The sequence below is a fragment of the Levilactobacillus sp. genome (assembly GCF_022646225.1).
Lineage (GTDB): Bacteria > Bacillota > Bacilli > Lactobacillales > Lactobacillaceae > Levilactobacillus > Levilactobacillus suantsaiihabitans.
The window spans coordinates 315504-330537 of record NZ_JALCJA010000005.1; the positions used below are offsets into that span (position 1 = coordinate 315504).

10 protein-coding genes are annotated in these 15034 nt (G+C 55.3%); all 10 read left to right on the forward strand.

The annotated features are described in order from the left end of the window. Positions 1-10: 10 nt before the first annotated feature. A complete protein-coding gene (mutS, locus tag LKH74_RS10240) occupies positions 11-2716 on the forward strand; it encodes a DNA mismatch repair protein MutS (RefSeq protein WP_287708518.1) in 2706 nt (901 codons plus the stop codon). A gap of 726 nt (positions 2717-3442) precedes the next feature. Beyond that, entirely contained in the window at positions 3443-5461 is a 2019-nt protein-coding gene (gene mutL, locus LKH74_RS10245) for a DNA mismatch repair endonuclease MutL (RefSeq protein ID WP_287708517.1), read from the forward strand. Between the two features lie 80 nt (positions 5462-5541). After that, entirely contained in the window at positions 5542-6147 is a 606-nt protein-coding gene (gene ruvA, locus LKH74_RS10250; RefSeq protein ID WP_135367686.1) for a Holliday junction branch migration protein RuvA, read from the forward strand. A 19-nt stretch (positions 6148-6166) separates the two neighbouring features. Further along, positions 6167-7189: a Holliday junction branch migration DNA helicase RuvB gene (gene ruvB, locus LKH74_RS10255; RefSeq protein ID WP_287708516.1), complete on the forward strand. Its 1023-nt coding sequence runs from the start codon at positions 6167-6169 to the stop codon at positions 7187-7189. A gap of 15 nt (positions 7190-7204) precedes the next feature. Further along, entirely contained in the window at positions 7205-8239 is a 1035-nt protein-coding gene (gene queA, locus LKH74_RS10260) for a tRNA preQ1(34) S-adenosylmethionine ribosyltransferase-isomerase QueA (protein WP_287708515.1), read from the forward strand. A gap of 984 nt (positions 8240-9223) precedes the next feature. Next, positions 9224-10369, forward strand: coding sequence for a tRNA guanosine(34) transglycosylase Tgt (tgt, locus tag LKH74_RS10265; protein WP_287708514.1), 1146 nt, complete (start codon positions 9224-9226; stop codon positions 10367-10369). Between the two features lie 71 nt (positions 10370-10440). Beyond that, positions 10441-10890 carry a preprotein translocase subunit YajC gene (gene yajC / locus LKH74_RS10270; RefSeq protein WP_287708513.1) on the forward strand — a complete coding sequence of 150 codons (450 nt, stop codon included), beginning with the start codon at positions 10441-10443 and terminating at the stop codon, positions 10888-10890. 505 nt (positions 10891-11395) lie between these two features. Next, positions 11396-12469 (forward strand): DNA polymerase IV, encoded by a 1074-nt coding sequence (gene dinB, locus LKH74_RS10275; RefSeq protein WP_434737636.1) that lies wholly within the window; start codon positions 11396-11398, stop codon positions 12467-12469. Between the two features lie 117 nt (positions 12470-12586). Continuing rightward, complete coding sequence (locus LKH74_RS10280) at positions 12587-13552, forward strand: DHH family phosphoesterase (protein WP_287708512.1); 966 nt, start codon at positions 12587-12589, stop codon at positions 13550-13552. Beyond that, a complete protein-coding gene (locus tag LKH74_RS10285) occupies positions 13549-14907 on the forward strand; it encodes a DEAD/DEAH box helicase (protein ID WP_135367693.1) in 1359 nt (452 codons plus the stop codon). The genes LKH74_RS10280 and LKH74_RS10285 overlap by 4 nt, the downstream gene beginning before the upstream one ends. Positions 14908-15034: the final 127 nt, after the last annotated feature.

A 15034-nucleotide genomic window follows, 5' to 3' on the forward strand; every position in this document is an offset into this window, starting at 1 on the left:
ACCATTTTTCATGACGAAAACGAAGACAACGCCCATGATGGAGCAGTATCAAAAAATCAAAGACCAATACCCCGATGCATTTTTATTCTATCGGCTGGGCGACTTCTATGAAATGTTTAATGAAGACGCGGTCAAGGGGTCCCAATTACTCGAGTTGACGCTGACCACGCGGAGTCACAGCGCCAAGAATCCGATTCCGATGTGTGGGGTCCCGCACAAGGCCGTGCAAAATTACATCGACATCTTAGTCGACCAAGGCTATAAAGTCGCCATTTGTGAACAGATGGAAGACCCTAAGCTGGCCAAGGGCATGGTCAAACGTGAGGTCATCCAGTTGGTCACGCCGGGGACGCAAACCGATACCGGTGCCGCGGGGGCTAAGCGCAACAACTATTTAACGGCGCTCACCATGAGCACCAAGTCCCATTACGGGTTGGCCTACACCGACCTGTCGACCGGGGAACTCAAGGCCGCGGAAATCACGGGCGACGACCCGGTGATCAACGAATTGATGAGCCTGCAGACCAAGGAAGTCGTGGTCGATACCACGATTGCGGCCGACCTGCAAGATCGGATGAAACAGCTGGGGATGATGATTTCAAACCAGCCGGACATTCAGGCCAGTGCCGAGGTCAGTTACGTGGAACAAGACCTCACCAGCGACCTCTTACAACAGGTCGTGGGCGTGCTAGTGACCTACGTGACGGTGACCCAAAAGCGCAGTCTGGCGCATCTCCAGCGCGCGGTGGCTTACCAACCACAGGCCTTCTTGAAGCTAGACCATTCCTCACAAAGTAACCTGGAGATCACGCAGAACTTGCGGACCAAGAAGAAGTCTGGGACACTGTTGTGGCTGCTAGACCAAACCAAAACGGCCATGGGCGGTCGGCTGCTCAAACAGTGGCTAGATCGGCCCTTGATCGACCGCCAACAGATCGAAACGCGTCAGGCCAAGGTCGGCGCCTTACTCGACCACTACTTCGAACGCAACAATTTACAAGAAGAACTGGTCAAGGTCTATGACTTGGAACGGTTGGCCGGCCGGGTGGCGTTCGGTAGCGTCAACGGGCGCGACTTGATTCAGCTCCAGACGTCACTGGAACAGGTGCCGCAGATCCAACATACGATTGAAGAACTGGGCGACCCCGTCTTTGACGATACGCTGGCGGGCTTAGACCCCGTAGACGACGTGGCCGATGCCATTCGCGAAGCCATTGTGCCCGAGCCGCCCATCTCCGTTTCCGACGGTGGGGTGATTCGCGACGGCTTCAACGCCCAACTGGACGAGTACCGCGACGCCATGCGCAACGGGAAGACCTGGCTGGCCGAGATGGAAGCCCACGAACGTGAAGTCACCGGCATCAACAACTTAAAGATTGGCTACAATCACGTCTTTGGCTACTACATCGAGGTCACCAAGGTCAATTTGGACAAGCTGCCGGCCGACCGGTATGAACGTAAGCAAACGTTGGCCAACGCGGAACGGTTCTCCACGCCAGAACTGAAGGAAAAGGAGCGCCTGATCTTAGAAGCGGAAGAAAAATCCGTGGCGTTGGAATACAAATTATTCGTGGACCTGCGCGAACAGGTCAAGTCCGCCATCACGCGGCTGCAAAAATTAGCGGCCACGATTGCGGCCTTGGACGTATTTCAAAGTTTTGCCGTGGTCAGTGAAGACTACCATTTCGTCAAGCCCACGCTGGTCAGTGGTCACAGCCTGAAGATCGTGCAAGGGCGGCATCCGGTGGTGGAAAAGGTCTTGGGTCGGCAATCCTACGTGCCTAACGACGTCACCATGGACACCGACACCAACATCTTGCTGATCACCGGGCCCAACATGTCCGGGAAGAGTACCTACATGCGCCAACTGGCCTTGACCGTCATCATGGCCCAAATGGGGTGCTTCGTGCCGGCCGAATCGGCGTCGATGCCGGTATTTGACCAGATCTTCACGCGAATTGGCGCGGCCGATGATCTGATCTCGGGTCAAAGTACCTTCATGGTCGAGATGCAAGAGGCCAACCGCGCCTTGAGTCAAGCGACCGCCAACAGTCTGATCTTATTTGATGAAATCGGGCGGGGGACGGCCACCTATGATGGGATGGCGTTGGCCCAAGCCATCATTGAGTTCGTCCACAACCGGGTCCACGCCAAGACGCTGTTTTCGACCCACTACCATGAGCTGACGGCCTTGGACCAATCCTTAAAGCAACTGCGCAACGTCCACGTCGGCGCCGTCGAACGCGATGGTGACTTGGTCTTCTTGCATCAGATGCAACCGGGTCCCGCCGACAAGTCCTACGGGATTCACGTGGCTAAATTAGCGGGAATGCCCGCCAAGCTGTTAGACCGCGCTGAAGTCATCTTAGAGCAATTGGAACAGACGGCCGAAGACCAACCCGCCGTCGCACCGGAAACGGCCCAGACAGCCGCAGAGGCCCCGACACAGCCGACTGAAACGCCGACACCGGAACCAGCCAAAGCTGACCCTGTGTCGTCAGCGGCCGCTGCGCCAGTGGAACCAGCGAAGACCGAGACGCCGGTCGCACCGGTCGCCGCGGATCAACAGCTGTCCTTGTTTACCGATGAGCCCGAGCTGAATCCGGCCCAGGCCAAGGTGCTGAGTCAGATCAGCGACCTAAACCTGATGGGGATGACCCCCATGGCCGTCATGAACCAGGTCTACCAATGGCAACAAAAGCTGGCGAAGAAATAAGTTCCCAGACTGGCATCGTTGAGGTGGGCTGGTCGCCTGCGGCTGTCAGGGGTTCCGCCTGCTATGGGGAACACCTCCAGCCAAAGAGCGGGCTTCCGGTTCGCTTCAAAGCCTCGCAAAAACCACGAGTCTCTGAAGTCGTCCCACCCAGTAACCTGGCAAAAAACGCCAGCTAACTGGGTCGACACAGCTGGATCCACCCCTGACTGCCTCCGGCTAGGGTTGGAAGGGGAGTCGGAAACTGGTTTAGCCAGTTTAATTGCCACGGGTGACGGTTTCCTGGTCGGCTCTGTGACGGCTGCGGACTCTGGTAATTTCGCTAACGAGTGACGTCGTGTTTCAGGTAGTTGGTAATTGCCGCAGCTATGGTAACAGCTAATTTTCAGTTTATTGAGCTGTGGCAGTGACGCCATAGGTCGGCTGCTCACTCACTGGCTTGAACTAAGCCAGTGCGGCCATTAACAACTAAACGTAGCCGGAGGAGGCCAGGGGTGGCGTTTGCTGTGTCGGCGGTGTTGGCTGAGGTTTTTTCTCAGCCTACAGCGTGGGACGACTTGGGAGACTGGTGGGCTTTGCCAGGCTTCCAAGCGAGGCCGGAGCCCGTTTCTCAGGCGGAATCCGGTCCCCATAGCGAACAGAACCCCTGGCAGCCGCAGGCGGGACACACAAACAAATTTAAAATGAAACATCAAAGCACAAAGCAAAAAAGAGAGGAAGGGGTCGTTGATGACCAAGATTCATGAACTAGCGTCGGTCCTAGCCGACCAAATTGCCGCGGGTGAAGTGGTCGAACGCCCCGCATCCGTGGTCAAGGAACTGGTGGAAAACGCCGTGGACGCCCACAGTACGCAGATCGACATCACAGTCGAAGAGGCCGGCTTGAAGCTGATCACGGTCGTCGATGATGGTGACGGCATTGCCGATGAGGATACCGAGATGGCCTTTAAACGCCATGCCACCAGCAAAATCACCGACCGTCGCGACCTGTTTCGCATCAAGTCACTGGGGTTCCGGGGCGAAGCGCTTCCCAGTATTGCCTCCGTGGCGGACGTCACGCTGACGACTTCGACCGGTGGCGTGGGGACCTTGATCCACAACGTTGGCGGCGTGATCCAAGAACACACCGCGGCGGCTGCGCGTAAGGGAACCACGGTGACGGTGCGCGATTTATTCGGCAACGTACCGGCCCGGTTGAAATACCTGAAGTCTCCGGTGACGGAATTGGCGCGGATCACGGACATCGTGAACCGCCTGGCGCTGAGCTATCCCAACGTGGCCTTTTCCCTGGTCCATAACGGTCGGGAGCTGACCCGGACCACCGGCCGTGGCGACCTCCAACAGGTGATTGCCGGTATTTATGGCGTGCAGAGCGCCCGCAAGATGGTGGCCGTCAATGGCAAGAATCCCGACTTTCAGGTCAAGGGTTATGTTAGTTTACCCGAGTTGACCCGGGCCAGTCGCCAGTACATTTCGCTGTTGTTAAACGGGCGTTACATCCACAACTTTCAGCTGAGTAAGGCCTTGATTGCGGGGTACGGCTCTAAGCTAATGGTGGGGCGTTATCCGCTGGCCGTGTTAGACATTACCATGGACCCGTTGCTGGTCGATGTGAACGTGCATCCCACCAAGCAGGAGGTCCGCATCAGTCAGGAACCCGAATTGACCCAGCTGATCCAAGAGACCGTGTTCAAACGTCTCTCGCAGGAAAATTTGATTCCGGACGTGTTCGACGAGATGCCGGTCAAGAAACGCGAGGCCCGGACCACGGACCAACTGACCATGGCGCTAAACGATGTGTCGGCCAAATACGATATGTCGGCCCAGCACACGCAGTCCGTGACCCCACCGGCTGAAAGCGCAGCCCCGACGCCGACCCCAGCGCAACCGACCACGCCCAAGCCGACGCCCGCAGCGGGACCGCAACCCCTACAGACGCCGGAAGAGGTGCCGGTCGAGCCCGTGGTCATTCATGACAAACACGACTTCGGCTTGCCCGCGGCGCAGGCGTTTGATGCCAAATACCAAACGGAACAGGTGGCCGCACCACTCGGCCGGTCAGTGACGCCTGTCGCGACGCCGATCCCCGATGCTGAAAGTGCGGCAGTGACCGCGCCGACGCCACCCGCGCAACGGTTCCCGCAGTTACGCTATTTGGGCCAGGTCCACGGCACGTATCTGTTGGCTGAAGCCGACGACGGACTGTATTTGATCGACCAACACGCCGCTCAGGAGCGGGTGAACTACGAATTTTACCGCCAGGCCATCGGTGAGGTCAGCGACGACGAGCAAAAATTGTTAGTGCCCATCGTGCTGGACTATCCGACGACCGACGTCTTGGAATTGACCAACCACTTAGAAACGCTGGCCAGTGTCGGCATCCATTTGGAATCCTTTGGCCCCAACAGCTTCATCGTTCACGAACACCCGACCTGGTTCAAGGCCGGCCAAGAGACCGACACCATCAAGGAAATGATCGATTGGGTGCTCAAGGACGGCAAGATCAGCGTGGCGGCCTTTCGCGAGAAGACGGCCATCATGATGAGCTGTAAACGCGCCATCAAGGCCAACCACCATCTGGATGACCAGCAGGCCCGCGCCTTGCTCAAGAAGCTGGCAACGGCGGAAAATCCGTTCAATTGCCCCCACGGCCGGCCGGTGCTGGTCCACTTCACCGATCAGGACCTGGAAAAACTGTTCAAACGCATCCAAGATCCGCACCATTCCGGGGACGATTGGGGCGAGTAGCAACAAACTGCCCACTCACTCGGCAAATGTGGTACAATTTAAAAAGCAAACATATGTTTCTTTAAAGGAGATTAACGGGCATGTATGAATACCTTCACGGCACGATTGCGGCGGTCTATCCGGACCACGTGGTCGTGGACGTTAACGGCGTGGGCTACCTGGTCAACACGGCCAATCCGTACCGCTACGCTGTGGGCACCGAAGCAGTGACGATTTACGTGTATCAAGCCGTAAGCGACACGGCACAGACGCTGTATGGCTTTGCGGATTTTGCGGAAAAGCAGTTATTTTTGAAATTGATCAACGTGAACGGCATTGGCCCCAAGAGTGCCCTGGCGATTCTGGCCAACCCCGACCATCAAGGGCTGATGCTGGCCATCAAGACCAACGACGTTAGCTTCTTGACGAAGTTCCCGGGCATTGGCAAGAAGACGGCCGGGCAGATCGTGTTGGACCTGCAAAACAAATTGGATGACCTGGCACCGGTTGACGATGGGGCGTTATTTACGCCAGAAGTCGCAACCGGCGACGGGGACAATCCCGAGCTAGACGATGCCGTGGCCGCCTTGACCGCATTGGGCTACAAGGCCGCAGCGGTCAAGAAGATCACGCCCAAGTTGCGGCAATTTGCCGGCAAAGATACCAATGATTATTTAAGCGAAGGCTTACGTTTACTGACGGAATAAAACGAAAGGAGGCTGACCCATGGCTGATGATGACCGCATCATTTCCCCGGAACCCGCGGATGACAAGGAAGATTCGATTGAAAAGTCGCTGCGTCCGCAGACCCTGGCCCAGTACATTGGTCAGGATCCCATCAAACACGAATTATCCGTGTACATTCAGGCGGCCAAGCAACGGGAGGAGTCCCTGGATCACGTGCTGTTGTACGGCCCGCCCGGTTTAGGAAAGACCACGCTGGCAATGGTGATTGCCAACGAAATGGGCGTGCACATTCGCACGACCAGCGGCCCCGCGATCGAAAAACCCGGTGACCTGGTGGCGTTATTAAACGAACTCCAACCCGGCGATATTTTATTCATCGACGAAATTCACCGCCTGCCCAAGATCGTGGAAGAAATGTTGTACTCGGCGATGGAAGACTTTTACATCGACATCGTGGTCGGCCAAGGACCGACTGCGCACCCCGTGCATTTCCCGTTGCCGCCATTCACGCTGATTGGGGCCACGACGCGAGCGGGCCTGTTGTCGTCGCCACTGCGCGATCGCTTCGGCATCGTGGAGCACATGGCGTACTACCAGACCCGTGACCTGCAAGAAATCGTGACGCGTTCGGCGGACATCTTTAACACCAAGATTGCCACGGAGGGCGCCCACGAGATTGCTTTGCGTTCCCGGGGGACGCCACGAATCGCCAACCGGTTGTTGAAACGGATTCGGGATTTCGCTGAGGTGTCGCCCAATCACAGCGCCATCGACCTGGCCATCGTCGACCACGCGTTGACGTTATTGCGGGTGGATTCGGCGGGATTAGACGCCACAGATATCAAGTTACTGGAGACCATGATTGATTTTTACGACGGCGGACCGGTCGGGTTGAACACCTTGGCCGCCAACGTTGGTGAAGAAACGGAAACGGTCGCGGCCATGTACGAACCGTATTTGCTGCAGCGGGGGTATTTGAAACGCACCGCGCGCGGCCGGGTCGTTACGGCTGCCGGTTATGAGCACTTGGGGCGGACCATGCCCCACCAGGACAACGCGTAAAGGAGCTGAACCACCTTGGGATACACCTTAGATGATTTTGATTACGACTTACCACATGAACTGATTGCGCAGACCCCCATCAAACAACGCGACACCTCGCGGCTATTGGTGTTGGACCACACGGCGGGGACCTTAGCGGACAAACATTTCTACGACATTCTCGACGAGTTACACGCGGGGGATGCCTTAGTCATGAACAATTCGCGGGTCATGCCGGCTCGGTTGTACGGCACTAAGCCCGACACCGGCGGCCACGTGGAAGTGCTGTTGTTGCACAACGTGGCAGGCGACGTCTGGGAAACGTTGATGAAGCCGGCCAAGCGCCTGCGTGTCGGCCAACAAGTGGTCTTTGGCGATGGCCAACTGACCGCTACCGTGACCGAGGAACGCGACGACGGCATTCGCTTGATTGAATTTCACTACGACGGCATCTTCATGGAGATCTTAGAGCGGTTGGGCGAAACGCCACTGCCGCCATACATCAAGGAAAAACTCGACGACCCGGACCGTTACCAAACGGTCTACGCCAAGGAAAATGGGTCGGCTGCCGCACCCACGGCGGGCTTGCACTGGACGGCCGACCTGTTGGCTAAGGTCGCAGCCAAGGGCGTCAAATTGGTCTACGTGACCTTGCACGTCGGGTTGGGGACCTTCCGCCCGGTCGAAGAGGCCAACATTGAAGACCACACCATGCACAGTGAGTTTTACCGGCTAGATGCCGACGCCGCGGCCACGCTCAATGAAGTGCGGGCCAACGGCGGCCGGATCATCGCGACGGGGACCACGTCGATTCGGACCCTGGAGACCATTGGCACCAAATTCAATGGCCAAATCCAGGCCGATTCCGGCTGGACGGACATTTTCATCAAGCCCGGTTATCACTGGCAAGTGGTCGATGCCTTCATCACCAATTTCCACCTGCCCAAGTCGACGCTGGTCATGCTGGTGGCGGCCTTTACCGGGCGTGATCAGATCCTGCACGCATACCACCACGCAATCGAAGAGAAGTACCGCTTCTTCAGCTTCGGCGACGCCATGTTTATCAAGTAGTGCATGTCTGGTCCGTCGCGGTCAGTATTGTGGGTGCTGGCGCCTTGCCGTTCGCCCAATCTGGGCTGGAACGCTGGGGGAGGACGACACAAGCCAAAGGGCGGTCTTGTGTCTTGCTTTGAGCCGGTAAACCCACCGTCTCAAAGTCACCAATTTACCAGCAAAGAACGCTGATAAATTCCCCGGCTGAGCCCAGATTGGACTTCACTCACGGCTCAGATGGTGGACGCGTGACGACAGTGACGTAGTGATGACTACTTGTTGAAGGCTTCATGGCCTTGATACTGAATGTATCTGCCGAGTAGGCGGCCTGACCCAAGCCGAAGACCCCGTCTTTAACTTGTCCCGTGGTGTAAGGCCGCTGAAAAACGTGGCCTAACACCACCGACACAGGGTTCCGCACCTGCCTGACCGCGACTCACACAGTGGCACTGACTGGATGTTGGAGAGGATAGTCAATCTATGTTGTTGCTATCCATAAGCTCAGATGGTGGATTCGTGACGATAGTGATGTAGCGATGACTACTCTTAGCACACTTCACGTGGGCACCAGTTTTGTTGGTGCAAATCGCTACCTAATGACGACTCGGCTAAGACACTACCGGATTAACCTCGCTGGCATTACTTGTTGGTTTGGGTTAATCCGTGTTGCGGATCGTAATGCTAATCGGCATAATCTTGCTGGTATGGCGCCGATAAGGATTGGTTCGTGTTGTGAGCATCCGCTAACTTAGCCGAGAGTGGAGCGATTCTAGGCTCAGCCGGGGAATTTAGCAGTGGTTTTTACTGCTAAATTGGTGACTTTAAGACGGTGATTTTCCGGCTTAAAGCAAGGGCCGAGACCGCTTTTTGGCTCGGACCGTCCTCCCCCAGCGTTCCAGCCTAGAAATCGCGTAACGGTAGGCGACCAGCACAGCCGATGTTGCCCAAAGCTAAAACTAAAACCAAAACCGAATACCAAAAAGAATTAACGGAGGATGATCCATGGAACCCGCGATTAAGTATCGCCTGATTAAAACTGAAAAACACACCGGCGCACGGCTGGGGGAATTGATTACCCCGCACGGCACGTTTCAAACGCCGATGTTTATGCCGGTCGGCACCCAGGCCGCAATGAAGGGGGCCATTAGTCCCGAAGAACTGGACGAGATGGGCTCTCAGGTCATTTTGGCCAACACCTATCACCTGTGGCTCCAACCTGGGCCGGACCTGGTTCAAGAAGCCGGGGGTCTGCATAAATTTATGAACTGGGACAAGGGCATTTTGACCGATTCCGGGGGCTTTCAGGTCTTCTCGCTGGCCAAGCACCGCAAGCTGACCGAGGAAGGCGTCCATTTCAGAAATGAAGTCAACGGTGATCGGTTGTTCTTGTCACCCGAAAAGGCCATCGACATCGAGAATAAATTGGGTCCTGACATTATGATGAGTCTGGACGAATGTCCGCCGTTCTTTGAAAGCTATGACTACGTGAAGCATTCGGTCGAACGGACCAGTCGCTGGGCGGAGCGGGGCTTAAAGGCCCACGCCAATCCCGACACGCAAGGCCTCTTCGGTATCGTGCAAGGGGCCGGCTTCGAAGACCTGCGCCGGCAATCCGCTAAGGACCTGGTCAGTTTAGACTTTCCGGGTTACTCGATTGGTGGCCTGTCTGTCGGCGAATCCAAGGCAGAAATGAACCGCATCTTAGCGTTTACCACGCCACTGTTGCCGGAGAATAAACCCCGCTATCTCATGGGCGTGGGGACCGCGGATTCCTTGATTGATGGTGTGATGCGCGGCGTCGACATGTTTGACTGCGTGTTGCCGACACGGATTGCCCGTAAAGGAACCTGCATGACCAGTCACGGTCGCGTGGTGGTCAAAAATGCCGTGTACACCCACGACTTTGGCCCCATCGACGACGAGTGTGATTGTTACGTTTGCCGGCACTATACCCGGGCCTACCTGCGGCATTTGTTCAAGGCAGACGAGGACTTCGGTCGCCGGTTGACCAGTTACCACAACCTGTACTTCTTGCATCATTTGATGAAGCGCGTGCGTCAGGCGATTTTGGACGACAATTTATTAGACTTACGCGAAGAAGTGTTTGAAAAGTACGGCTACAACGCCGAACATCCGAAGAATTTCTAGAAATAATTGGACGGATTCCTTGGATTCTGGTAAAGTTGTCCAATAGATAGAACATAAAGGGGTGAACAAATGTGTTAGGAAACTTAACGATTGCTGCCGGCGGTGCTGGTGGTGGTTACTCAACGTTGATCATCTTAGTTGTCTTCTTAGCGTTGATGTACTTCTTGATGTTGCGGCCACAACAAAAGCAACAAAAGAAGCACCGTGACATGATGAGCCAACTTAAAAAAGGCGATCACGTCATCACGATTGGCCGGTTACACGGTGTGATCGACGAAATCAACCAAGCGGACCAAACGGCAACTTTGGACTGTGACGGTATCTACTTAGTCTTTGACCTGCGGGCCATTGCGCAAGTTACGTCACAAGCACCACAAGCTGTGACGGCCCCAGCCGCTGAAGAAGCCACCAGTGAAGCTGCTAGCGACGACAAGTCAGCTGACAGCGCTGCTGATGATGCCGCTAGTGACGCCAAAGCCACTGACGACGCAACTGATTCGACTGATGACTCAGCTAAATAGTGCGAAAAGTACGGTCTCTCGGAGGCCGTTTTTTTGTTTAAGCAAAACTGGCTGCTGGCGCCCATTTCGGCCAGTTTAAGTTCACAAGGGTCGGGAAGGTTATCCGGACCTTTTTTCGCATAAAGTTGGCGTTTACCCGTCGCCAGGTGCTAGGAGTTAGAGACCTTTCCCGCAGTCCCTCACTAGTACTAACGAAATTGCGGACGAAAAAGTCACCCCCTTAGTGAAAATAACGGTAAAAAATGATTACGATCCCCGAGGCACAGCGTTTAGCGAAGGAACATCCTACCACTTTTCGTTACGTACCCAACCATTTTTGATTGAAGACAAACGTTTGTTTGGGTATAATTTAATTATTAAAAGACCAGCCACGAGTCGCCCTAAGCGCAGGCGGCCAGTTTGAATAATGTTGCCAAGGAAAGACAGACTTAGCAAACACCAAAGAAAGGGGGTGGCCCGCGTGGTGCCGGAGAAGTATACGCAACGCAAAATTATTCACGTCGACATGGATGCCTTTTACGCCTCCATCGAAGAGCGCGACCACCCCGAATTCAAGGGCCACGCGCTGATTATTGCCCGCGACCCGCGCACGACTGGCGGCCGTGGCGTGGTGACCACCGCCAATTATGTGGCCCGGCAACTGGGCGTGCACTCGGCGATGAATGCCAACGAAGCCTTTAAGCTGGCGCCGAAGGCCACGTTTAAGACGCCGGATTTTCCGCATTACCGCGAGATTTCCGATCAGATTCACGCCATTTTTCATGAATATACCGATAAGATTGAGACCGTGGCGTTTGATGAAGCCTATTTGGACGTGACCGAGAACAAAAAGCACCTGCACTCCGCGGTTCAGGTCGCCCATGAGATTCAAGTGGAGATCTTTGATAAGACCCATTTGACCTGTTCGACCGGCATTTCTTACAGTAAGTTTTTGGCCAAGGAGGCCTCGGACTTTCGCAAACCAGTCGGTGTGAGCGTCATTTTACCCGAGGACGCCCACGACTTCTTGATGGCACTGCCGATTGAACGGTACCGTGGTGTTGGGAAGAAGACGGTCCCTAAGATGCATGAGCTGGGCATTTTGACTGGGGCCGACCTGTATCAGCGCTCGCAACTGGAATTGATTCATGACTTCGGCAAATTCGGCTACGTGCTTTACCAGCGGGTCCGTGGCATCGATGAGCGACCGGTCGAGTACCAACGCGAACGCAAGTCGATCGGCAAGGAACGGACTTACGGGCCGCCATTGACGTCGGTGGGGGAAGTGGAAAGCCAACTCCGCCGCCTGGCCGAAATGGTCGCGGTGACGGTCAAACAAAAGCAGCGCCACGGCAAGACGCTGGTCTTAAAGCTGCGCGACAGCCAGTTCAACACCATCACCAAGCGCGTGACGCAGACCGATTTCATCGACAACGACCCCGCGGTGTATTACGACCTGGCCTTAGACCTGTATCACAGCGTGGCTAGCGCCGATGAACAGGTTCGCCTGCTAGGCATCACACTGACGGGATTGGCCGCCCAAACGTTTGAAAACGTGCGGCTCCCGTTGTTTGACGGCGACCGCCGTGACCGTGATTGAGCGAAAAGCCGCGGGTTTTAACAGACTTTCTTTGAAATTAGGCGCCAAAACTTGTATACTGAAACGCGGTATCGACGCGTCTTGGTCGAAAAAATCGGATAGAAAACGGGTGAAATTATGGCTATTGAAGCTGCCATTTTAGAAGAAATCAAGAAATATCAAACGATTATGATTCACCGTCACCAACGGCCAGATCCTGATTGTATTGGGGCGCAACTGGCCTTACGGGACATTTTACGGGCGAGTTTCCCCGACAAGAAGATCTACGCTGTGGGCAAACACTATCCTGGCTTTGATTGGATGGGGCAGGCCGACCAAGATGTGCCTGACGACGCGTATCACGGGGCATTAGTGATCGTTGTGGACACGGCTAACCAACCGCGAATTGATGACGAACGTTGGTCAACGGGGGCGGCGGTCATTAAGATCGACCACCATCCCAATGACGATGCCTTTGGCGACATCCAATGGGTCTTGGACCAAGCGTCCAGCACCTCAGAAATCATGTACGATTGGTACGCCGCTAATCAAGCAGACCTGACCTTGCCCGACGACGCCGCGCGGTTACTGTACGCCGGCATCATTGGCGACACTGGGCGCTTCATGTACCCGGCGACCTCGGCCAATACGTTCGCCGTGGCCAGCAAGCTGTTGACGTACGACTTCTCGATGACCGACGTTAACCAGGCGGAAGACGAAATTTCGCCCGCCATGGCGCGGTTATCCGCTTACGTTTACCAGAACTTAGAAATTTTGCCTAGTGGGGCGGCTTACCTGAAGCTGACCGACGAAATCGTGGAATCCTTTGGCTTAGCGGCCAAGGATTCGACGTCCGCGGTCGTGCCATTACCCGGTAAGATCACCACGGTGGTGGCTTGGGCTATCTTCGTGGAGTCCAAGGACAAGACGTTCCGGATTCGGCTCCGTTCCAAGGGCCCATCCATCAATGAACTGGCAAAGAACCACGGTGGGGGCGGCCACGCCCTGGCCAGTGGCGCAACGGCCCACGATCAGGCAGAAATTGACCAGGTTGTCCGCGAGCTCGATGAGTTGGTGGCCAACACTAAAGGAGAAAATGAATGACCGCAGATTTTAAAGAATTCAAGTTACAGCCGTACATCATGACGGCGTTGCACAAGATTGGCTTCACCAAGCCGACCAAGGTCCAAGAAAAGTTAATCCCCGTGATTGCGGCGGGTAAAGACGTTGTGGGCCAATCACAAACCGGGAGTGGGAAGACGCACACCTTCCTGTTGCCTATCTTCAACCAATTAACGTCAGACAACCAGGTTCAGGCCGTCATCACCACGCCGAGCCGGGAGCTGGCTTATCAGATCCACACGGCGGCCGAACAGCTAGCCGCAGAAGCCCCATTTGAAATTCGAATCGGCAATTACGTCGGCGGGACCGACAAGAAGCGCCAAGTTGAAAAGCTGCACCATTTCCAACCGCAATTGGTTATCGGGACGCCCGGTCGGGTCATGGACTTGATTCAATCGGATGCCTTAGACGTGCACACCGCGCGCCAATTTGTCGTCGATGAAGCCGACATGACCTTGGACCTCGGGTTCTTGGATCAGGTGGACCGAATCGCCGGACGGATGCCCAAGGACCTGCAGATGATGGTCTTTTCCGCCACGATTCCCCAACGGTTGAACCCGTTCTTGCAAAAATACATGAACCATCCCGTTAGAGAAGAGATTCCCACCGACACGATCATTTCGGATACCATCGATAACTGGTTGATTTCGACTAAGGGCCAAAACCGCAATCAGTTGATCTACCAGCTGATCACGATGGGCGAGCCTTACTTAGTCTTGATCTTTGCCAACACCAAAACGCGTGTCGAACAGATCCATGATTTCCTACAGGCCCAGGGCATGAAGGTCGCCATGATTCACGGGGGCATCAAGCCACGGGAACGGAAGCGCGTCATGCGTGAAGTCAAGAACCTGCAGTATCAATTCGTCGTGGCCACCGACTTGGCGGCCCGGGGCATCGATATTGAAGGGGTCTCGCACGTCATCAACGACGACATCCCCGAAGACTTGGACTTCTTCGTCCACCGGGTCGGCCGAACGGGTCGTCAGGGCATGCACGGCACGGCCATCACGCTGTACTCGCCAGATGAGGAAGCTAAGGTCGCTGAAATTGAAGCGATGGGCATCAAGTTCCAACCCAAGCGCATCAGCAACAATGAGATCGTGGATTCCTACGACCGCAACCGTCGGACCAAGCGAAACAAGAGCACGGAAAAGCTGGATCCAGGCTTGATCGGTTACGTGAAGAAAAAGAAGAAGAAGATCAAACCAGGCTACAAGCACCAAATCAAGCAAGAAATTCACCGCAGAAAAGACCAAGAACGCCGAATCGCCCAACGCCAAAGCGCAAGAAACGAGCGAAAGCGCCGGAAGCGCGAGTCGGAGCGGTATCAGTAAAAGAGTGCGGAGCGAACCGCTTAGACTCTGAGCATTAGAGGAATAAGGTGTTCCTATTCGGCAAAGCCGAATAGGGGCACCTTATTTTTCTAAGCGCAGGAGTCTGGTTCGCGGAGCACGTTTCGGA